This is a genomic window from Variovorax paradoxus NBRC 15149 (assembly GCF_001591365.1).
Classification (GTDB): domain Bacteria; phylum Pseudomonadota; class Gammaproteobacteria; order Burkholderiales; family Burkholderiaceae_C; genus Variovorax; species Variovorax paradoxus.
The window spans coordinates 2,352,080-2,373,533 of record NZ_BCUT01000001.1; the positions used below are offsets into that span (position 1 = coordinate 2,352,080).

At 69.7% G+C, this 21,454-nt stretch carries 18 protein-coding genes; 10 read left to right on the forward strand and 8 right to left on the reverse strand.

The genetic code is table 11. From position 1 onward, the window contains the following. Positions 1-2: 2 nt before the first annotated feature. The 3 genes from VPA02S_RS10960 to VPA02S_RS10970 all read right to left on the reverse strand — a co-directional run bounded on the left by VPA02S_RS10960 (position 3) and on the right by VPA02S_RS10970 (position 3,793). Positions 3-1,007: an ABC transporter substrate-binding protein gene (locus tag VPA02S_RS10960; protein ID WP_012745430.1), complete on the reverse strand. Its 1,005-nt coding sequence runs from the start codon at positions 1,005-1,007 to the stop codon at positions 3-5. Between the two features lie 17 nt (positions 1,008-1,024). Beyond that, entirely contained in the window at positions 1,025-2,734 is a 1,710-nt protein-coding gene (atzF, locus tag VPA02S_RS10965; protein ID WP_012745429.1) for an allophanate hydrolase, read from the reverse strand. 192 nt (positions 2,735-2,926) lie between these two features. After that, the gene (locus tag VPA02S_RS10970; RefSeq protein WP_012745428.1) at positions 2,927-3,793 is read right to left on the reverse strand and encodes a M48 family metallopeptidase; all 867 of its coding nucleotides are present in this window, start codon (positions 3,791-3,793) and stop codon (positions 2,927-2,929) included. A gap of 58 nt (positions 3,794-3,851) precedes the next feature. Between VPA02S_RS10970 and VPA02S_RS10975 the strand changes: the two genes are divergently transcribed. The 7 genes from VPA02S_RS10975 (at position 3,852) to VPA02S_RS11005 (ending at position 12,573) form a co-directional block, all read left to right on the forward strand. Beyond that, positions 3,852-5,240: an AmpG family muropeptide MFS transporter gene (locus VPA02S_RS10975; RefSeq protein ID WP_012745427.1), complete on the forward strand. Its 1,389-nt coding sequence runs from the start codon at positions 3,852-3,854 to the stop codon at positions 5,238-5,240. A 131-nt stretch (positions 5,241-5,371) separates the two neighbouring features. Then, positions 5,372-6,574: a beta-ketoacyl-[acyl-carrier-protein] synthase family protein gene (locus VPA02S_RS10980; protein ID WP_012745426.1), complete on the forward strand. Its 1,203-nt coding sequence runs from the start codon at positions 5,372-5,374 to the stop codon at positions 6,572-6,574. Between the two features lie 124 nt (positions 6,575-6,698). Continuing rightward, on the forward strand, positions 6,699-7,535 hold the full coding sequence (locus VPA02S_RS10985) for a beta-ketoacyl synthase chain length factor (protein ID WP_244883442.1): 837 nt from the start codon (positions 6,699-6,701) through the stop codon (positions 7,533-7,535). 6 nt (positions 7,536-7,541) lie between these two features. Further along, the gene (locus VPA02S_RS10990) at positions 7,542-9,248 is read left to right on the forward strand and encodes an NAD(P)/FAD-dependent oxidoreductase (RefSeq protein ID WP_012745424.1); all 1,707 of its coding nucleotides are present in this window, start codon (positions 7,542-7,544) and stop codon (positions 9,246-9,248) included. Next, positions 9,245-9,967 (forward strand): response regulator, encoded by a 723-nt coding sequence (locus VPA02S_RS10995; protein ID WP_012745423.1) that lies wholly within the window; start codon positions 9,245-9,247, stop codon positions 9,965-9,967. The genes VPA02S_RS10990 and VPA02S_RS10995 overlap by 4 nt, the downstream gene beginning before the upstream one ends. 7 nt (positions 9,968-9,974) lie before the next feature. Then, positions 9,975-11,171: an ATP-binding protein gene (locus VPA02S_RS11000; protein WP_012745422.1), complete on the forward strand. Its 1,197-nt coding sequence runs from the start codon at positions 9,975-9,977 to the stop codon at positions 11,169-11,171. 142 nt (positions 11,172-11,313) lie between these two features. Continuing rightward, positions 11,314-12,573, forward strand: coding sequence for an O-antigen ligase family protein (locus tag VPA02S_RS11005; RefSeq protein ID WP_012745421.1), 1,260 nt, complete (start codon positions 11,314-11,316; stop codon positions 12,571-12,573). On the opposite strand, the gene VPA02S_RS11010 is transcribed toward VPA02S_RS11005, so the two are convergent. Genes VPA02S_RS11010 through VPA02S_RS11020 form a run of 3 tightly spaced genes read right to left on the reverse strand, consistent with a single transcriptional unit; the run spans position 12,574 to position 14,158 of the window. After that, complete coding sequence (locus VPA02S_RS11010) at positions 12,574-12,990, reverse strand: ABZJ_00895 family protein (RefSeq protein WP_012745420.1); 417 nt, start codon at positions 12,988-12,990, stop codon at positions 12,574-12,576. Then, entirely contained in the window at positions 12,987-13,196 is a 210-nt protein-coding gene (locus VPA02S_RS11015; protein WP_012745419.1) for a zinc-finger domain-containing protein, read from the reverse strand. Before VPA02S_RS11015 ends, VPA02S_RS11010 begins: the two co-directional genes overlap by 4 nt. Positions 13,197-13,204: 8 nt before the next feature. Beyond that, entirely contained in the window at positions 13,205-14,158 is a 954-nt protein-coding gene (locus VPA02S_RS11020; protein WP_012745418.1) for a branched-chain amino acid transaminase, read from the reverse strand. Between the two features lie 131 nt (positions 14,159-14,289). Here VPA02S_RS11020 and VPA02S_RS11025 point away from each other — a divergent pair, with 131 nt between their 5' ends. Continuing rightward, entirely contained in the window at positions 14,290-15,297 is a 1,008-nt protein-coding gene (locus tag VPA02S_RS11025; protein ID WP_012745417.1) for a recombination-associated protein RdgC, read from the forward strand. A 27-nt stretch (positions 15,298-15,324) separates the two neighbouring features. Here the strand turns inward: VPA02S_RS11025 and VPA02S_RS11030 are convergent, their stop codons facing one another. Continuing rightward, complete coding sequence (locus tag VPA02S_RS11030) at positions 15,325-15,768, reverse strand: hypothetical protein (RefSeq protein WP_012745416.1); 444 nt, start codon at positions 15,766-15,768, stop codon at positions 15,325-15,327. Positions 15,769-16,004: 236 nt separating this feature from the next. Beyond that, positions 16,005-17,393 carry a DNA repair protein RadA gene (gene radA / locus VPA02S_RS11035; protein WP_012745415.1) on the reverse strand — a complete coding sequence of 463 codons (1,389 nt, stop codon included), beginning with the start codon at positions 17,391-17,393 and terminating at the stop codon, positions 16,005-16,007. Positions 17,394-17,473: 80 nt separating this feature from the next. On the opposite strand from radA, the gene VPA02S_RS11040 reads away from it, so the two are divergent. Next, positions 17,474-19,858 carry a type VI secretion system Vgr family protein gene (locus tag VPA02S_RS11040; RefSeq protein ID WP_012745414.1) on the forward strand — a complete coding sequence of 795 codons (2,385 nt, stop codon included), beginning with the start codon at positions 17,474-17,476 and terminating at the stop codon, positions 19,856-19,858. Between the two features lie 7 nt (positions 19,859-19,865). After that, positions 19,866-21,449, forward strand: a complete 1,584-nt coding sequence (locus VPA02S_RS11045; RefSeq protein WP_012745413.1) for a hypothetical protein — start codon at positions 19,866-19,868, stop codon at positions 21,447-21,449. The last annotated feature ends 5 nt before the right edge of the window (positions 21,450-21,454 follow it).

Consider the following 21,454-nt stretch of genomic DNA (forward strand, 5'->3'; position numbering starts at 1 on the left):
GGTCAAGCCTTGTAGAGCAGGCCGTCCACCGGCACCTTCTTCTCGAAGATGCCTTTTTCGGTGAACAGGTCGTAGAACTTCTGGAAGTACGCGACGTCGCTCGGCTTGAACTCGTTGTAGAGCATGTACGAGGCGAGCGGCACTTCGGCCGTGAGGCTGCCTTCGATGGCGGTGTAGCCCTTCATGTGCTGGCGCGCATCGTCGGGCTTGCTGCGCACCAGCTCCACGCCGCGCGCATAGGCGGCGATGTACTTCCTTGCCGCGTCGGGGTTCTTCTTGATGAATTCGCTGGTGAGGCTGGCTGCGCCGCCGTGCCAGGGCGCCATCGGATCGCCGAGGATGTATTTGGCGACCACGCCGGCCTCGATGACGCGCGTGGTGCCGTTCATGCGGCCCACGGTGCCGGTGGGCTCGAGCGTGTAGCAGGCATCGACCTGGCCCGCCACGAGCGCCGCCACATGCTGGCCGATGGGCAGCTCGCTCACCGTGGCGCCCGTGGCGCCGGCGCGCTCGAGCATGGTCTTGCACAGCGTCACGTTCTGGATGCCGGGGCCGGACGCGATCTTCTTGCCGGCCAGCTCGGCCATGGTCTTGGTCGGGCTGTCCTTGGCGACGATGAATTCGTCGAGCACGAACCTGGCGTTGCTCGGGTTGGTGCAGAAGATCTTGAACAGCCCCGGCTGCGCGATCTCGCCGATGGCGAGGTTGGCCGAGCCGGTGCCGTTGGAGCTGCCGTCGCAGCGGCCCGCGAGCATGCCTTCCATGACCTGCTGCGCGCCCGCGAACTTGAGCGGCTCCACGTCGAGGCCCGCTTCCTTGAAATAGCCGCGGTCGACCGCTGCAAAGAAGGGCAGGCCCGCGGCCACGGGCCAGAAGCCGATGCGGATCTTGGGCGCGGCCTGCGCACGCACGATGGCGGGCGCAGCCAGCACGGCCAGCCCCGCGGCGCCGGCCTGCAGCAGCTGGCGGCGCGACGCGGCGGCGGACGATTTCTCAGGAATGCACATGAAGACTCCTCGATCGGTCAGGTTGGAATGGCTTGGGAAGAGGCCGCGGCGCGGCTCGCGATGTAGGCACGCCAGCCGCCGTGGTGGCTCACGTCTTCGGCGCCTGCGAGCGCATGGCCTTCGCAGATGAAGCCGTGCACCCAGCTGCCGTCGGCGAGCTCCACGCTGCCCAGGCCCAGCGGGGGCGGGATCAGCGCGAGGAAGCTGCCGATCTCGGCCACGGGAACGGACCACACTTCGAGCGCAATAGCGGCTCCGCCGGCCGTGCTGCGCTGCAGCCCCGGCTTGGGCGGCACGGTGCCCGGCAAGGCGTGCAGGCGGTAGTGCGGCGAGGTGGTGGTGGCACGCAGCAGCGTGGCGCCGCGTTCGGTGAGCTGGCCATTGAGCGGCATGCCCGAGAGGTGCGCGCCGACGACGGCGATGGGCATGGCCTGCACCGGCGAAGCGCCCAGGCCCGGAATGGGGCGCGGCTCGGGCAGCGGCAAGCCCGTGGCGCCCTGCGGCAGGCCGGTGGCGTGGTGATAGCGCTGGCCCAGCTCGGCCAGCGCAAGATCGCTGCCGCACGGGCCGATCAGCGTGATGCCGAAGGGCAGGCCGTCGGCGCGCAGCGCGCTCGGCACCGAGATGGCGGCGTAGTCCAGCAGGTTGACGAAGTTGGTGTACGCGCCGAGATTGCGGTTGAGCACCACGGGATCGGCGCGCATCTGCTCGCGCGTGTAGTGCGTGGGCGCGGTCGGCACCAGCAGCAGGTCGATGCCGCGCCACATCGGCTCGACCTGCTGCGCAATGGCACGCAGCCGGGTCTGCGCCTCGAACACATCGGCGGCGCTGTAGCCGCGGCCGCTTTCGAGGATGCCGCGCACCGGCTCGATCACCTGGGAGCCGCGCGCATCGAAGAACCCGCGCACCGCCGCATAGCGCTCGGCCACGAGCGCGCTTTCGTAGAGCAGCGCGGCGGCCTCGGCCAGCGGCGCGTAGGGAATTTCCACGGCCGTGCCGCCGAGTTCGGCGAGCCGCAGCTGCGCATCGCGAAAAGCTTGCTCGGCCGCGGCATCGCCGAAGAAGCTCAGCGTGTCGGGCACGCCGAAACGGAAGGCCGGCGGAAACGGATGGCTGCGCAGCGCAAGTGCCCGCGAGTAAGGGTCGCGCGCGTCAGGCCCGGCGGCCGCAAGAAGCACGTCGACGGCCAGGCCGACGCTGCGCGCGAAGATCGACACGCAGTCCGCGCTCTGGGCGGCGGGCACCACGCCAAAGGCGCTCAGCAGGCCGCGCGAGGGCTTGAGCCCGACGATGTTGTTGAGCCCGGCGGGCACGCGGCCCGAGCCGGCGGTGTCGGTGCCGAGCGCGAAATCGGCCTCGCCGGCGGCCACCACGTAGGCCGAGCCCGAACTGGAGCCGCCCGAGACGTAGCGCGCGTCGAAGGCATTGGGCACTTCGCCATACGGGGAGCGCGTGCCGTTCAGGCCGCAGGCGAACTGGTCGAGGTTGGTCTTTCCGAGCAGCGATGCACCGGCATCGAGCAGCTTCCGCACCACGGCCGAGTGCTCAGCCGGCCGGCGGTCGAAGGCCGGGCAGGCGGCCGTGGTGGGCACGCCGGCCACGTCGATGTTGTCCTTGACGGCGAAGCGCAGGCCGGCGAGAGGCCCCGCGTCCGCGCCGGGCACGGGCCGGGGAAAGCGGGCAATCCACGCTGCGGCAGCCGATCCGTTTTCTTCATGCACCATCATCAGGCATCCAAACTTGTGTACAAGTCGAGATGCAAGCAATGTGCCAGGCGAGAACAGGCCGTATGGATTTGCCCCCTCTCCCTCCGGGAGAGGGTTGGGGTGAGGGCTCCGTGCCGCCGATGAAGCGCGGCTCACATATGAAGGCCGCCGCCCTCACCCCCGCCCTCTCCCGGAGGGAGAGGGAGTAAGACCTCAGCTACGCTTGGCTTCCCGGTAAAGCCCCTCGACCTTCGGCAGGTTGGCCTCGAGCTTCTGGATCCGGTCCGGCCCGCTCGGGTGGGTCGACAGAAAGCCGAGGCCGCCCTGGTTCTTCGATGCCGCGGCCATCTTCTTCCAGAGCGACACCGAGGCCTGCGGGTCGTAGCCCGCGCGCGCCGCGAGTTCGAGCCCGACGAGATCGGCCTCGGTCTCGTCGCTGCGGCTGAACTTGAGCGTCAGCAGCTGCGTGCCGGCGCGCGCCGCCAGATCGCCCATCTGGCCCAGGCCCAGCAGCTGCGCGCCGATGGAAAGCGCCGCGCCGGTGCCCGCGCTCTTGGCCATGCGGGCACGCGCATGCTCGCGCAGCGCGTGGGCCATCTCATGGCCCATCACCATGGCGACCTCGTCGTCGCTGAGCTTGAGCTGTTCGAGGATGCCGGTGAAGAAGGCGATCTTGCCGCCGGGCATGCAGAAGGCGTTGATCTGCTTGCTGCCGATCAGGTTGACCTCCCACTTCCATTCACGCGCGCGCGCGTTCCACGGCGTCGCAAAAGGAATCAGCCGGTTCGCGATGGTGCGCAGCCGCTGCAGCTGCGCATTGCCGTCGCCCGCGAGCGCACGCTTGGCGCGCGCCTGCTCGAGCAGCTGGCCGTACTGCTGCACGCCGGCGGCTTCGATCCGGTCGGCCGGCACCAGGTTGCGCGCCACCGAGGCATTGCCCACGTTAACCTGCGCCAGGGCCGGTCCGGCCAGCGCGGCGCCGGCCGCCAGCAGGAAGGCCCGCCGCGGCTGCCAGGCCGAGGCGCGCGGCGCCGAGGAAGCCGCGGAAGAAACAGCAAGAAGCTCGCATCGTGTGCACATGCGCGGATCATAGGAACAATTGCCGACAAAAAGACGGCTCGGCAGGCGGCGCGCGCTCATGGACAATCCGGAGTTCATGTCTGCCCAGCCCGCCGAAACCTCCACCGCCCCTTCCCTGCCCTGGCGCGATGCGCTGAAGGTCTACCTCGAGCCCGCCACGCTGCGCATGCTTGCGCTGGGCTTTTCCGCCGGCCTGCCGCTGCTGCTGGTGCTGGGCACGCTGAGCTTTCGGCTGCGCGAGGCGGGCATCGACCGCACCACCATCGGCTACCTGAGCTGGGTGGGCCTGGCCTATGGCTTCAAGTGGGTCTGGGCGCCGCTGGTCGACCGGCTGCCGCTGCCGCCGCTGACCACGCTGCTCGGGCGCCGGCGCGGCTGGCTGCTGCTGGCGCAGGGGATGGTGGTCGCGGGGCTGGTCGGCATGGCGCTCAACGATCCGCGCCAGGGCCTCGCGCCGCTGATCTGGTGCGCGCTGCTGGTGGCCTTCGGCTCGGCCACGCAGGACATCGCGCTGGACGCCTTCCGCATCGAGTCGGCCGAAACGCGCAAGCAGGCCGCGCTCGCCGCCGCCTATCAAACGGGCTACCGCCTGGCGATGATCTGGGCCGGCGCCGGTGTGCTGTGGGTGGCGGCCTGGGCCGAGGTGGCGCCGGCAGCAGCGGCCGCCACGGGCGCGGCGGCCTACCAGAACGGCGCGTGGAAGACGGCCTACCTGGTGATGGCGGCCTCGATGGCGGTGGGCGTGCTGACCGTGCTGCTCTCGCCCGAGCCGGTGCGCCGCGTGCTGCCCAAGCCGAAGAACGCGGCCGAATGGCTGCAAAGCGTGCTGATCGAGCCCTTTGCCGACTTCATCCGCCGCTACAAGTGGCAGGCCGCGCTGATCCTCTCGCTGATTGCCATCTACCGCATCAGCGACGTGGTGATGGGCATCATGGCCAACCCCTTCTACGTGGACATGGGCTTCACCAAGGACGAGGTGGCCACGGTCAGCAAGATCTACGGCGTGGTCATGACGCTGGCCGGCGCCTTCGTGGGCGGCGTGCTGTCGATGCGGCTGGGCGTGATGCGCGTGCTGATGCTGGGCGCGGTGCTGAGCGCGGCGAGCAACCTGCTCTTTGCCTGGCTGGCCTCGCGCGGGCACGACCTGACGGCGCTGATCGCGGTGGTGTCGGCCGACAACCTGGCCGGCGGCATTGCCTCGGCGGCCTTCATCGCCTACCTGTCGAGCCTCACGAACATCAGCTATTCGGCCACGCAGTACGCGCTGTTCAGCTCGCTGATGCTGCTGCTGCCCAAGTTCATTGCCGGCTATTCGGGCGCTTTTGTCGATGCGCACGGCTACGCCCAGTTCTTCACCGGCACCGCGCTGCTGGGCCTGCCGGTGCTGCTGCTGGTGGCGCTGGCCGCCCGCATCACCACCACCAAGGCGCCGGCCGGGCGTCAATAGGGCGCGGTCCGCATGGGAAAACAGCTGACGCCCGGGGCCCCGCGCAACTGGTAGGCTGTCACTTTCCGGTTACCTGCCGCCTCGCTCCCAGAGCGATCATTCACCTTCCGTCCGCCAAACCCACAAGCAACGTGCCGCCCCGCATTTCTCCCCTTCAGATCAGCGCCTTCACGGCCACTTCGGCCGTCGGCGTCGGCAAGGAGCCGCTCGCCGAGGCGCTCGAGCATTCGCGCAGCGGCCTGCGCGCCAACGATTTCGGCGATGCGCCGCTGCCCACCTGGATCGGCCGGGTCGACGGGCTCGAGGACATCCGCCTGCCCGAGGCGCTGGCCTCGTGGGACTGCCGCAACAACCGGCTGGCCTGGCTGGGCCTGCATGCGGATGGCTTTCCCGAGGCCGTGGCGGCCGCGCGGGCCAGGTACGGCCCTTCGCGCATCGCGCTGATCCTCGGCACCTCGACCTCCAGCATCGGCGAGACCGAGCTGGCCTACACCCAGCTCGACGCCGACGGCCGCTTTCCCACGGACCAGCGGCGCCCGGCCGTGCACACGCCGCATTCGCTGGCGATGTTCGTGCAGCAGGTGCTCGGGCTCAGCGGGCCGAGCGAGACGATTTCCACTGCCTGCTCGTCGAGCGCCAAGGTGTTTGCCTCGGCCGAGCGGCTGATCCGCCTGGGCCTGGCCGACGCCGCCGTGGTGGGCGGGGTCGACACGCTGTGCGGCAGCGTGCTGTTCGGCTTCAACTCGCTCGAACTGGTGTCGAGCGAGCCGTGCCGGCCGTTCGATGCGAGCCGCAAGGGCATCAGCCTGGGCGAAGCGGCCGGCTTCGCGCTGGTGGAGCGCGTGCAGGACGACGCCGCCGCGCCGCTGCGGCTCCTGGGCTACGGCGAAGCCAGCGATGCGCACCACATGTCGACGCCGCACCCCGAGGGCCTGGGCGCCGAACGCGCGCTCGACGAGGCGCTGGCGCGCGCGGGCCTCGCGCCCGAGGCCATCGACTACATCAACATGCACGGCACCGCGAGCCAGAAGAACGACGAGGTCGAAGGCGCGCTGGTGGCGCGGCGCTTCCCTGCCACCACCCACGCCAGCTCGACCAAGGGCTTCATGGGCCACACGCTGGGCGCAGCGGGCATCGTCGAATCGGTGATCAGCCTGCTCGCGATCGAGCGCGGCCTGATGCCGGGCACGGTCAACACGAGCCAGCTCGACGCCGGCTTCGGCCCGCAGATCCGGCTCGCGCCCGCGCATGGCGAGGTGCGCTATGCGCTGACCAATTCCTTCGGCTTCGGCGGCAACAACTGCTCGCTGGTCTTCGGCAAGGCAAAGGCATGAGGCTCGCCCCCAGGCTCCGCGCACTTCGTGTCGCTTCTCCCTCCCCCTACCGGGGGCAACACCAGTGGCCCGGCAAAGCCGGTTCCACGGTGTTCCGCGAAGGGGCCATCCAATGACAACCAGCATGAGCGTCCCCACGCCCCCGACTCTCTACATCGAAGGCCCGGCCTTCTGGACGCCCACCCTGCCGGGCTGGGACGCCGCGCGCGCCGCCTTCCGCGGCGAAGGCGGGCTGGCCGATCCGCCGGCCAAGCGGCCGTCGCCGCAGGTGCTGGCGCCGGCCGAGCGCCGGCGTGCGCCCGACACCGTGGCGCTGGCGCTCGAAGTGGCCGCCGCGTCGATGGCGGGCTCGGGCCGCAATGCGGCCGACGTGCCCTGCGTGTTCGTCTCGGCGCATGGCGACCTGTCGATCAACGACTACATGTGCAGCACGCTGGCCACCGATCCCACGGTGCTGTCGCCCACGCGCTTCCACAACTCGGTGCACAACGCGGCCGTGGGCTACTGGACCATCGGCACCGGCTGCATGGCGGCCAGCAACTCGGTCTCGGCCTACGAGAACAGCTTTGCCGCCGGCCTGCTCGAAGCGGCCGTGCAATGCGCGGCCGACCAGTCGCCGGTGCTGCTGGTGGGCTACGACACGCCCACGGTGGGCCCGCTGACCTCGGTGACCGACAGCCAGGGCCTGCTGGCCGTGGCGCTGGTGATCGCGCCCGAACGCACGGCGCGCAGCGTGGCCGCGCTCGACTGGTCGGTGGACGGCAGCGGCGGTGGCGGCAACCCGCCGGCGCCGCTTTCCGAAGCCGCCAAGACCCTGGCGCACATCAACCCGATGGCCCATGCGCTCGGCCTGTTCGAAGCGCTGGCGCGGCTGGATGGCGACGGTCCGCCGCCGCCCATCGGGCTGCCGCTTTCCGCCACCCTGTCGCTGCGGCTGCAACTGCGGCCGATCCGGGACTGAGATTCCATGACCGGCACTGCGCAACGATGTGACGCAGTGATCATGGGCGGCGGGCTCGCGGGCCTCACCCTCGCGCTGCAGCTGAAGCAGCGCTTCCAGGACATCGACGTGCTGGTGCTGGAGCGCCGCACGCACCCGGTGCCGCATGCGGCGCACAAGGTGGGCGAGTCGTCGGTCGAGATCGGCGCGCACTACTTCGACACGGTGCTCGGCCTCAAGCCCCACATGGACGGCGCGCAGCTGCGCAAGTTCGGCTTCCGCTTCTTCTTCAGCGAGGGCCGGCGCGACATCGACCAGGTCACCGAAATCGGCGCCAGCCGCTACCTGGCTGTGCCCAGCTACCAGATCGACCGCGGCATCTTCGAGAACTACCTGGCCGAGGAGGCCGTGCGGCGCGGCGTACGCTTCGACGATGCCGCGCTGGTGCGCCGCGTCGAACTGGCCCCGGACGCCGAGGCGCCGCACCGCCTCGAATGGACGCGCGGCAGCGAAACCCACAGCGCCGAGGCGCGCTGGCTGGTCGATGCCTGCGGGCGCGCCGGCCTGCTCAAGCGCAAGCTCGGCCTGGCCGAGGCCAATGCGCACGACGTCAACGCCGTGTGGTTCCGCATCGGCGAGCGCATTGCCATCGACGAGTGGAGCGACGACGCCGCCTGGCGCGGGCGCTGCGATCCGCAGGCGCGCTGGCTCTCGACCAACCACCTGGTAGGCGCGGGCTACTGGGCCTGGCTGATTCCGCTGGCCTCGGGCTCGCATTCGGTGGGCATCGTGGCCGACCCGAAGCTGCACCCGCTGGACACCATCGACACCTTCGACAAGGCCATGCGGTGGTTCGCCACCTACCAGCCGCGGCTGTACGACGCGCTCGACAGCAAGCGGCACCTGCTGCAGGACTTCGCGTTCCTCAAGCACTTCTCGCACGGCTGCAGGCAGGTGTTCTCGGGCCGGCGCTGGGCCCTGACGGGTGAGGCGGGCCTGTTCCTCGACCCCTTCTATTCGCCGGGCAGCGACTTCATCGCGATCAGCAACACCTACATCGCCGACCTGGTGGCGCACGACCGCGCGGGCCGCCCGGTGGAAGCGCGCGCGCAGCTCTACGACCAGATCTACCACTCGTTCTACGAAAGCACGCTGGCGCTCTACCAGGACCAGTACCCGCTGTTCGGCGACCCCGAGGTGCTGCCGGTGAAGGTGATCTGGGACTACGCCTACTACTGGGGCGTGCTCTCGCAGATCTTCTTCCAGCAGCGGCTCACCGACCTGGTGCTGCTCGGCAGCCTGAAGGACGAGCTGCAGCATTGCCAGCGCCTGAACCTCGCGGTGCAGCAGCTGCTGCGCAGCTGGTCCGCGGCCAGCGCCAGGCGCAACGCCCCGGTGATGCTCGACCAGGCCGCCATGCCCTGGTTCGCCGAGCTCAACCGCAGCCTGAAGGACCCGCGGCTGGGCGACGCCGCGTTCAGGGCGCGCATCCGGGCCTCGGCCGCGCAGCTGCGCCAGCTGGCCGGCGAGATCCTCGCGCGCGCTCGGGCGGACAATGCGGACCTGGGCGATTGCGCCCTGCCCTCGCTGCTCGAGGAAAACATCGCCGCCCTGCCCGCCGGCGCGCAAGCCGGCGCTATGCTTTTCGCAGCACTTCCGAATGACAGCCGGACGCGGCGTTTACCCAACTTTACGGAGCGTTCAAGCCCCGTTGCCCCCCGTGCACGACCATGAAGCGCATGAGTACCCCCCAGCTCCTGATGATCGAAGACGACGCCCGCCTGGCACAGATGGTGGGCGAATACCTGACGCAGTCGGGATTCCTCTTCACCCATGCCGGCGACGGCGCGAGCGGCCTCGAGCAGTTGCAGCAGCACGCGCCCGACCTCGTGATCCTCGACCTGATGCTGCCCGACACCGACGGCCTGGAGATCTGCCGCCGCATCCGCTCGCTGCCGCCTCCGGCTTCGAAGGTGTCGGTGCTGATGCTCACCGCCAAGGGCGATCCGATGGACCGCATCATCGGCCTGGAGATCGGCGCCGACGACTACCTGCCCAAGCCCTTCGAGCCGCGCGAGCTGCTCGCGCGCATCCGCGCGGTGCTGCGCCGGCGCAGCGAGAACAATGCCGACACCGAAGCCAGCACCGTGATGCGCTTCGGCACGCTCGAGATCGACCGCAACGCGCGCACCGTGTCGGTGGGCGGCGCGCTGGCCGACCTCACCTCCTACCAGTTCGACCTGCTGGTGGCCATGGCCGAGCGCGCCGGCCGCGTGCTCACGCGCGACCAGATCATGGAGGCCGTGCGCGGCCGCGAGCTCGAGGCCTTCGACCGCTCGATCGACGTGCACATGGGCCGCATCCGCGCCGCCATCGAGGTGGACGCCAAGAACCCCAAGCGCATCCTCACGGTGCGCGGCGTGGGCTACGTGTTCGCCAAGCAGCAGGACTGACCGGCCGATGCTGCGCAGCCTCTACTCCCGCCACCTCTACGTGCGCATCTGGCTCGCGGTGGTGGGCGGCGTCGTCATCCTCACGCTGATGGCCAACTGGATCGTGCGCGAGGCGGCCCAGGCCGAGCGCGAACGGCTGGCGCCGGTGCCGCGCAACGTGGTGGTGCTCGATGCGCAGGACACGCCGATCGGCACCGGCAAGGCGCTGCGCGTGCCGGGCCAGGGCCTGGAGTTCGACGTGACGCTCAGCGACGGCAAGGCACTCACGCTGCGCGTGGCGCCGCGCGACCGGCCGCCCGGCGGCGGATTCGCGCCCTGGCGCACGCCGTTCGGCCTGGGCTGGATGATCGCGCTCGTGGGCATTGCGGTGGCGCTGGGCGTGTACCCGATCGTGCGGCGGCTCACCCAGCGGCTGGAGGCGCTGCAGCGCGGCGTGCAGCGCTGGGGCGAAGGCGATCTCTCGGTGCGAGTGACCGAAGAAGGGCAGGACGAAGTGGCTGATCTCTCCAAACGTTTCAACGCGTCGGCCGAACGCATCGAACAGCTGGTGCGTTCGCACAAGTCGCTCCTGGCCAATGCATCGCACGAGCTGCGCTCGCCGCTCACCCGCATCCGCATGGGCCTGGAGCTGATGGGCGAACGCCCGAGCCCCAAGGCGCGCGAGGAAATCTCGCGCAACATCGGCGAGCTCGACCAGCTCATCGATGAGATCCTGCTGGCCAGCCGGCTCGACGCGAGCGAGGCCGACCTGGGCACCATCGAGGCCGTCGACCTCACGGGGCTCGCGGCCGAGGAGTGCTCGCAGGTGAATGCCGAGCTCGACCTGGTCGAAGGCACCGACAACGCCGGGCTCACCGTGCCCGGCGTCTCGCGCCTGCTGCGCCGCGCGATCCGCAACCTGCTCGAGAACGCGCGCCGCTACGGCGCCGGCGAGATCAGGGTGGAGCTCGGCAGCGCCAACGGCTTTGCCACCGTGCGCGTCACCGACCGCGGCCCGGGCGTGCCGCCGGCCCTGCGCGAACGCATCTTCGAGCCCTTCTACCGGCTGCCCGGCGCCAGCGAGCGCAACGGCGGCGTGGGCCTGGGGCTCGCACTGGTGAAGTCGATCGCCGAGCGGCACGGCGGCAGCGTGCGCTGCGAAGACGGCCCGGGCGGCGGCGCGAGCTTCGTGATCCGCCTGCCGGCGAGCGCGCCCGCGAACTGAGCCCCCGGTCTCGTCCGCGGGACGCCGCGGAACCGGCTTCGCCGGGCCGCTGGCGTCGCCCCCGGCGAGGGGGAAGGAGAAGCGACACGAAGTGCGCGAAGCCTGGGGGAGTACCAAGCCTTCCACCTAAAATGCCGCCCCTATGCAGAGATCGCACATCGTCAGGCCCGCGGCCATGTTCTGGGGGTTGGTGGTGTTCATGCCCGTCGGCCTCACCTACCTTTCGGCCCTGCTGCTGCTCGCCACCATGCTCTTGGCCGGCGGGCTGCGCGAGCGCTCCGCGCGGCTGCGCGCCAACCCGCTGTGGTGGCCGCTGGTGGCGTACCTGGCCTGGACCTTCATCGTGCTGGCCATCGGGCCGCACTACCCCGAGACCGGCTCGAACCTGTTCCACGGCCTGCGCATCGGCCTCACCATCCTGATGGCGATGGCGCTCACGCGCGAGGAAGCGGTCTGGGCGCTGCGCGGCTTCCTGCTGATCGCGGCGCTGAACATCCTGCTGGTCGTGGCCTACTACGCCATCGGCTTTCCGATCTGGTCGCCGCTGCGCGCGGTGGTCATGGAAGTGGGCAACAAGTCGATCAGCAATGCGCTGCTGTTCAGCGTGGTGGCGTCCACGGCCGCCGTGTGGGGCATTGCGCAGATCGCCGCGCACCGGCCGCTGCGCGCCATTCCGGCTTTCGTGCTGATGCTGGGCCTGGGGCTGGTGGTGGCGCTGCCGCTGACCTCGCGCACCTCGGTGCTCGCGCTGCTGCTGGTGATCCCGGTGGTCTGCATCCACCAGTGGCGCAGCCACCTGAAGATGCTGGTGAGCGCGCTGGTGCTGGGCGCCGTGGTGCTGGCGGCCGCGCTCTACCAGCTGCCGCAGCTGCAGCACAAGGTCGAGACCGGCGTGGAGGAAATCGAGAAGGCGCAGGCCGGCGAAATCTTCAAGGGCAGCTGGGTCATCCGCTACTACATGTACCGCGACACCGGCCTCATGATCGCCGACCGGCCGCTCACGGGCTGGGGCATCGGCGGCTGGACCGACCAGTGGCACAAGCGCGGGCCGGCCCTCTTCGCCGACTCGAACATGCCGCACAACGACTTCCTCTGGGTCGGCGCGCAGGGCGGGCTGCCGGCCTTGCTGAGCCTGCTGGCCATCATGGCGGGCGCCGTCTGGCAGGCGTGGAAGCGGCCCGACATCGCGGGCCGCTATGCGCTGGCGGCCACGCTGATCGCGCTGATTGCGTCGAGCGTGAACTCGGCCGTGCGCGACGCGCAGATCGGCCTGGCGCTGCTGTGGATCGCGATGGTCTACCTGCGGCTCGCGCAGGAACCGCGGGAGACGCAGCCCTGGCAGGGCCTGTGGCCGACGCGCCGCATCGCGGCGGCGCTCGAGGTCCCGCCGCAATCCCGATAGCTATCTGCTGCTGCTGCGCCTGGCTTCGGCGGCCGCGAACTGCCGGCCGGCCATGCCGACGAAGAAATAGATCACCGCGGCGTGCAGCACGCCCACGAAGAGCAGCACCAACAGCATCGGCCCCAGCTGCAGGACCGAGGCGCCGGCAACCATGGCCGCCGCCACCGAGACCGCGGCCTGGATCGCCAGGTCGATCGCGATCATGCCGAGCACGGCACGGGTCTTTTCATTGCGCGCGAGGTAGCGGCCGTTCTTCTTGCCGAAGGCCAGGCACACCCACATCACGGCGCCCAGCAGCGCGGCGGTATTGACGCCCGCGTTGGCCTGGACGCCGAACATGTTCAGCGCCAGGCCCAGGATGAGCAGCAGGAGCAGGTAGGCGGCGCCGAAGCGCCCGAGCAGGCCGCGAACGGTCAATGCCGCGACGACACCGTCTCGCCCGCCTTCAGGCGGTAGACGGTGCCGCAGTACGGGCACTTGGCTTCACCGGTGCGCGCCACGTCCAGGTAGACCTTGGGGTGGGTGTCCCAGAGCTTCATGTCGGCCTTGGGGCTGGGGCAGAACACGCCGCCCTGATGGTTGAGCTCCCTGGCCAGGAGTTCGACGACTGCGTTGGTAGGCATGGTTTTTCTCAGACTTTCGTGAGCCAGTGGGCGTATTTGGGGTTCTTGCCGTTCACGATGTCGAAGAAGGCAGCCTGGATCTTTTCGGTGATGGGGCCGCGCGAGCCGCCGTCGCCGCGGTTGCCGATCTCGATGCGGTCGAGCTCGCGGATGGGCGTCACTTCAGCGGCGGTGCCGGTGAAGAAGGCCTCGTCGGCAATGTAGACCTCGTCGCGCGTGATGCGCTTTTGCACCAGTTCGAGCCCCAGGTCCTTGCACACGTGCAGGATGGTGTTGCGCGTGATGCCGTTGAGCGCGCCGGCCGAGAGGTCGGGCGTGTAGACCACGCCGCCCTTGACCACGAAGATGTTCTCGCCCGCGCCTTCGGAGACGAAGCCGCTCGCGTCGAGCAGCAGCGCTTCGTCGTAGCCGTCGTCCAGCGCTTCCATGTTGGCGAGGATCGAGTTGGTGTAGTTGCTCACCGTCTTGGCCTGCGTCATCGTGATGTTGACGTGGTGGCGGGTGAAGCTGGAGGTCTTCACGCGGATGCCGCGCTTCATGCCCTCTTCGCCCAGGTAGGCGCCCCAGGACCAGGCCGCGACCATGGCGTGGATCCGGTTGCCCTTGGGGCTCACGCCGAGCTTTTCGGAGCCGATCCAGATCAGCGGGCGCAGGTAGCAGCTTTCGAGCTTGTTCTCGCGCACGACCTGCTTCTGGGCCTCGTTGAGCTGCTCCTGCGTGAAGGGAATCTTCATGCGCAGGATCTTGGCGCTGTTGAACAGGCGCTCGGTGTGCTCGGCCAGGCGGAAGATGGCGGTGCTGCCGTCGGCCGTCTTGTAGGCGCGCACGCCCTCGAAGGCGCCGCAGCCGTAGTGCAGCGTGTGGCTCAGCACGTGGATCTTGGCGTCGCGCCAGTCCACGAGTTCGCCGTCCATCCAGATCTTGCCGTCACGGTCGTCCAGCGAGGGGGGGATCGAGCTCATTTCCTGATTCCTTTGGGAGCTGTGTGGGGAGCGATGGGGGAAGTCGCAAAAGCTTTCGATTTTACGGCCGAGCCCGCGACGCCGTGCCCGACAATGGCCGGTTGTCCAAACCAGTGGAAAAAAGGGTTTCCGTGTCCGTATTCAAGAACGTCATCGTCTATCGCATCGAACCTGCCTGGTCCCAAACACTGGCCGAGGCCGAAGAAGCGCTCGCCAAGGCGCGCTTCGAGCCCTGCGGCCCCTCGCAGGAAAAATCCGCCGGCTGGGTGGAGCCCCGCGGCGAAGCCAACGGCCCGCTGGTCGAATCCATCGACGGCCAGTGGCTGGTCGAATACATGATCGAGAGCAAGGCGGTGCCCGGCTCCGTGGTGCGCCGCAAGCTCGACGAGCGCTGCGCGCAGATCGAGGCCGCCACCGGCCGCAAGCCCGGCAAGAAGGAAAAGAAGGAGCTCAAGGAGGACATCACCCTGGAGCTGCTGCCGATGGCCTTCACGCGCAGCGCCCGCGTGGCCGTGTGGATCGACAAGGCCGAGCACCGGCTGGTGATCAACAGCGGCAACGCCTCGCGCGCCGACGAAGTGGTCACCAGCCTCGTGAAGTCGCTCGACGGCTTTGCGGTGGCCCTCATCAACACGCAGGTGGAGCCGGCCGCCGCCATGGCCAACTGGCTGCTGACGCAGGAGCCGCCGGCCGGCTTCACCATCGACCGCGAATGCGAGCTCAAGGCCTCGGACGATTCCAAGGCCGTGGTGCGCTACGCCAAGCACCCGCTCGACATCGAGGAAGTGCAAAAGCACATCACCGACGGCAAGCGGCCCACGCGCCTGGCGCTCACCTGGGACGACCGCGTGTCCTTCGAGCTGACGCACGGCATGCTGATCCGCAAGATCGTGTTCCTCGAAGGCACGGGCGACGGCGCGGCCGGCGGCAAGAAGGAAGACAACTTCGACGCCGACGTGGCCATTGCCACCGGCGAGCTCGGCCAGCTGGTGCCGGCACTGCTCGACGCGCTGGGCGGCGAGGCGGCCTTCAGCGGCGCCCCCGCGGACGCAGCAGCAGCGCCGAAGGCTGCGGCGGCAGCACCCACGACCACCACGCCGGCCGATGCCGAAGCTGAGGAAGAAGACGCGCCGTTCTGACGCGCAGCGCTTCTTCCTGGCTGCTTCCTAGCCCGCCTTGTCTTCTTCGGAAGACGGCGCGTCGTCAGGCGCGGCTTCGGGCCGCGTCAGCGTCCAGCTCTGCAGCTTGCCGCCGTTGAACACGGCGTCGACGTACGAGCCGCCGGTGTCGGTCCAGCGGTAGAGCTCGGGCTGCTCGTCCTTGGGCGAGCGCAGTTCGCCCAGGGCGCGCGTCATCGCGATCACGTGCATCAGCGTCACGCCCGGCTTGAGCTTGGCGTTGAGCATCACCGCGCTCGCCACATAGCCCACCGGCCGGTCGGCCGCGCGCTTGAGCACCTGCATCGCGCGGTTGAAGTGCAGCAGCAGGAACATCACGATGGCGCCGCCGGTCAGCGCCACGCCGGCCCAGCCGTAGCTGCGCCATGCGAGCCCGAGCAGGACGATGCCGCCCACGGGCACCCATATTTTCTGGAAATTCATGGGGCGCATTGTCGCCTTGTGCGGTAGCGGCCGTTGCTACTGCCAGGCGCGCAAGGCGGTACTCGCCCCGAAAAGCGCATCGAGTCGCGGTTCCAGCAGGCACATTTCACCGCACGGGCCGACGCAACCGGCTTCAGGGAGAGGCAACCGAGGTTGCCAGCACAACATGGCACACATCGTGGGAACAGGGAGGATCGCCCGGCGCGCCCCTGGCGCGCCGGGCATTTTTTCCCTGGCAACCGGTCTTAATCCAGGCGGCGGACCACGTCCATCGCCTCCTCGATACGTTCTACGGCATGGATCGTCAGACCTTCGATCTCCTTCGTGCCCTTGCGCGGCGCATTCGCCTTGGGCACCACGGCCACGCTGAAGCCCAGCTTGGCCGCTTCGCGCAGGCGCTCCTGGCCGCGCGGCGCGGGGCGCACTTCGCCCGCAAGGCCGACCTCGCCGAATGCGATGAATCCCCTGGGCAGCGGCTTGCCGCGCAGGCTCGAGGTGATGGCGAGCATCACGGCCAGGTCGGCCGCGGGCTCGCTGATGCGCACGCCGCCCACCGCGTTCACGAACACATCCTGGTCCATGCAGGCCACGCCCGCATGGCGGTGCAGCACGGCCAGCAGCATCGCGAGCCGGTCGCGGTCCAGGCCTACCGAGAGGCGGCGCGGGCTCGGCCCGCCGTTGTCGACCAGCGCCTGGATCTCCACCAGCATCGGCCGCGTGCCCTCGAGCGTGACCAGCACCACGCTGCCGGGCACCGGCTCGGCATGCTGGCTCAGGAAGATCGCGCTCGGGTTGGCGACGCCCTTCAGGCCGCGCTCGGTCATGGCGAACACGCCGATCTCGTTGACGGCGCCGAAGCGGTTCTTGATGGCGCGCACGAGGCGAAAGCTCGAATGCGTGTCGCCCTCGAAGTACAGCACCGTGTCGACCATGTGCTCGAGCACGCGCGGTCCGGCAAGCGCGCCCTCCTTGGTGACGTGGCCCACCAGCACCACGGCCGTGCCGCTGGTCTTGGCAAAGCGCGTGAGGTGGGCCGCGCATTCGCGCACCTGGGCCACCGAGCCCGGCGCGGAGGTGAGCTGGTCGGAGTACACGGTCTGGATCGAGTCGATCACCGCGATGGCCGGGCGCGTGGCGTCGAGCGTGGCGATGATCTTCTCGAGCTGGATCTCGGCCAGCACCTGCACCTGCGAGTGGTCCAGGCCAAGCCGCCTGGAACGCAGCGCCACCTGCGCGCCGCTTTCCTCGCCCGTGACGTAGAGCGCGTTCTGCCCCGCGCGCTGCAGCGCATCGACCGCCTGCAGCAGCAAGGTCGACTTGCCGATGCCCGGGTCGCCGCCGATCAGCGTGACGCCGCCCGAGACGATGCCGCCGCCCAGCACGCGGTCGAGCTCGTCGAGCCCGGTGGGCGTGCGCGCGACGTCGGTCGCTTCGATTTCGGAAAGGGTTGCGAGCTCCGACACGCCCGCCAGCGCGGCGTACTGCGTGCCGAAGCGGTTGTTGGCCGGGCCGCTGCCGCCCGCCACCTGTTCGATGAGTGTGTTCCAGGCGCCGCAGCTCGGGCATTTGCCGAGCCACTTGGGGCTGGTGCCGCCGCATTCGCTGCAGACGAAGAGAGTTTTTTCCTTGGCCATGCCGAAGTGTAGGGAGACGCAAGAAGCGAAATGTGTTTTGGTCAAGGAAATATGGGCCCAACCTAGGGAGTCTCAACGCCATGTCCGCCTTCAACCGCGGCCGCAAGCTCGCCGCAACTTCCAGCGCCATGCCCACGCTCGCAGGCATGGACGCACTCGAACCGATGCGGGTGGAGGGGGAGGAATCCCTCAGCCGCCCCTACAGCTACACCATCACGCTGACCACGCCGGAGTCGCCGGACATCGATGCGCGCTCGGCGGCGAACGTCAAGCTCAAGCCCCTGATCGGCGAGGAGTTCAGCGTGCACATCCTGCTCGACGGGCGCCCCGGCGGCGCGGGGCAGGAGCGCCACATTTCCGGCCTGGTGACGCGCGCCCGCTTCCTGCGCCTGGAGAACAGGCGGGCGCTCTACGAAGTGGTCATCGAGCCCTGGCTGAGCCTGGCGCAGCGAACGCGCGACTACAGGATCTTCCAGAAAAACAGCGTGCTCGACACGGTGGGCGAGGTGCTCGGCGCGTACGGCTTTGCGCTTTCCGTCCGAGCCACGGGCAGCTATCCCGCGCGCGAGTTCGTGGTGCAGTATGGCGAGACGGACTACGACTTCGCGAGCCGCCTGCTGCACGAGTGGGGCCTGTACTACTACTTCGAGCACGGCGAGGCCGGCCACACGATGGTGATCGTCGACGACATGCAGTCGCACCGGCCCTTTCCGGCCGGCGGCTACGAGCAGGTTCCCTTCGGCGCCATGCAGGCATCGTCCAACGAGGAGCATTGCCACCGCTTCCGGCTGTCCGAAGGCCTGCAAAGCGGAAAGTGGGTCACCGGCGACTTCGACTTCACGCGGCCCAAGGCAGACCTCACGCAGGCCCGCGCGATGCCGCGGCGCACGCAGCACAGCACGCGGGAGGTGTTCGCGTGGCCCGGCAACTACGCCGTGGAATCCGAGGGCGAGCAGCTCGCGCGTGCGCGCATGGAAGAAGCCGGTGCGCCGGGGCAGGTGGCCAGCGGCGCGGGCAACCTGCGCGGCGTGGCGGCCGGCCATCGCTTCACGCTGGCCGGCCATCCGCAGGACGGCGCGAACGCCGACTACCTCGTCACCGCGGCACGCCTGTTGCTGCAGGAAGCGGGCGACGCCACGGGGCAGGAAGAGTTCCAGTGCAACGTCGAGTTCGAGGTCATCCCGGCAAGCAACATCTTCCGCCCGACCCCGGATGCGGCCAAGCCGCGCACCGCCGGCCCGCAGACCGCGGTGGTCACCGGCCCCGCGGGCCGCGAGATCTGGACCGACCAGTACGGGCGCGTGAAGCTCAGCTTTCACTGGAACCGCTACTGCACCCGGGACGAAAGCAGCTCATGCTGGGTGCGGGTGTCCTCGCCGTGGGCCGGCACCAACTTCGGGGGCATGCAGATTCCGCGCATCGGGCAGGAGGTGGTGGTCGACTTCGAGTACGGCGACCCCGACCGGCCGATCATCACCGGCCGCGTCTACAACGCGGACAACATGCCGCCGTGGGAGCTGCCGGCCAACGCCACGCAGAGCGGCCTGCTGTCGCGCAGTTCCGAAGGCGGCACCAGCGAGAACGCGAACGCCCTTCGCTTCGAGGACAAGAAGGGCGAAGAGCAGCTCTGGCTGCATGCGGAGAAGGACCAGCTGATCGAGGTCGAGAACGACGAGGTGCACACGGTGGGCCGCGACCGCACCAAGACCGTCGACCACGACGAGACCAGTCGCATCAAGAACGACCGCACGGAAACGGTGGACCGCAACGAGACGATCACGGTCCATGGCCAGCGCGCCGAGACGGTGGACGGCAACGAGACGGTCACCGTCAAGTCCAACCGCAGCCACTCGGTCACCGGCACCGAGACCCTCACGGTCACCGGCGACCAGACCCACACCGCCAAGGCCAACCGCACCGCCAGCGTCACCGGCAACCAGAGCACCTCGGTCACAGGCGCCGATTCGCTCGCGGTGACGCAGGCCCGCAGCGTCACGGTCCAGGACAGCGACACCTGGAACGTCGCCCTCGGCCAGACCACCACCATCGGGCAGGCCTACCAGGTCTGCGCCAAGTCGCACACCGGCACCTACAACGACGCGATGACGCTGAACGTGCCGGCCGGCCCGGCCTCGGCCACTTCGCAGGGCGACTTCTCCCTGACCAGTTCGGCCGCCAACATCTATGGAACGGCCGCCCTCAACGTGGGCCTGTTCGCGCAGGGCGGGGACTTTTCCGCCGTGGCCTCGACCAATGTCGGCGTGAGCGCCGAGGGCGGCACGCTGGACACCTACTCGTCCGGCGCCATGACGCATGCAAGCCCGACCAGCGTGGTGCTCAATGTCGAGGGCACGACGGTGGAGGTCACGCCGGGGCGCATCGTGCTGCGCGCCGGCAGCGCGAACCTGATGCTGGACGACGCGGGCGTCACGGTCAACGGCACCAAGATCTTCCTGAACTGCTGAGGCCGCCATGTCGACACGCAACCCCGTCGAGAAACGCATGGCCCAGCTGCACGACCTGTGGTGGGAGCGCACCGATGACCCGGCGCTGCGCGCCATCGTGCTGCGCGCGCCGCCCGACTCGCAGCGCATGCTGGAGGCCTTCTTCACGCTCCAGATGGTCGACAGCGAATACAGCACGCCCGATCTCTTCCTGCGGCTGGACACGGCCTTCGAGACCGGCTTTCGCTACAGCCGCGAACTGCGGCAGCAGCTGATCGACACGTACCGGCACAACCGGCCGCAGCTCGTGAAGCAGGGTGTCTCGGCCAGCTGGGACGAAGAGGGCCAGCCCGGCTGGGACAGCGCCGCCGGCTTCGTGCAAGCCGGCTGCTCGCTGGCGCGGCACCTGCGCTGCCAGCGCATGTCGGTCGTGCTGCAGCCCGCCAGCGTGAGCGACGCGGACTGCTTCGAGCGCTGGTTCGATGCGGCAATGCAGACGCCCATGCCGCCGCAGGAGGCCGGCCTGCTGCGGCTGGTGCTGGTGGACGACAGCGACTCGCGCGCCTGGCAGCCGCTGGTGGAGCGGCATGCGGGCGCGATGCGCGTGGTCGATGCGCCGCTGGACATCCTCGAGGCCGCGCGCGAGATCGCCGCCCAGAGCGGCGGCGGGAGCAGCGGCGCGGCCCTCTTCCGCCAGCTCTATGCCGACATGCTGTCGCTGCTGCGCCTGGGCGACGCGGCCGGGGTGCAGGCCGCGGGCGAACGCGCCCTGCGGCTGGCCACGCGCAACGGCTGGGCCGACCAGCGCGCCGTGCTCGACATGATGGTGGGCGGTGCCTGGCTGCAGGCGCGCGACTTCGGCGCGTCAATCACGCGCTACCGCCGGGCCCGCGATTCGGCGGCCGAGGCGGCGCAGGCCGGCAACCCCATGGGTGCAACGCTGTTCATGCAGGGCTGGATGGCCGAAGGCGGGGCCTGGGCCGCGGCGGGCGACATGAAGCAGGCCGCCTATGCATTCGAAGAGGCCGCCGAAGCGGCCCGCCGCGTGCCCCACGCCATGTTCGCCGTCGAAGGCCATCGTGCCGCGGCCCAGGCCTGGCGCAGCGCCGGCGAGCGCGACCGGGCGTGGGCCTCGGCGCTGGCGGGCGTCCGCGAGGCGCGCACCATGGCCGACGCCGACCGCCCCCGGAGCACCGTGCCGCAGCTGCTGCACGACATGCTCGTGATGCAGGACCCCAGGCGCTGCGAGCGCATCGCGCACTGCGCCACCCGCTACGAGCGCGACGCGCGCGCGGCCCTGGCCGAAGCCGACCTGGCCGGCCATCGGCTGGGCGAGCGGCCGCCGCGGCCCGCGATCGACGCCATCGAGGCGCGGCTCGCGCAGCACTACGAGCAGGCATTCCAGACCCTGCTGCGCGAGCGCGAGAAATGGGTCCAAGGCAGCGAGGACGTGTTCCGCACCGTCATCGCGCTGGGCCGCCAATGGCTCGATCCGGCCTGGAGCGGGCTGCCGCATGTGAGCCATCCGCTGGACCAGGGCGTCGACGAATGGCGCGAGCCGCCGGCGTTCGCCCGCCTGCCCGATCCGCAGCCCTTCGTCGAGGCAGCCTGAACCGC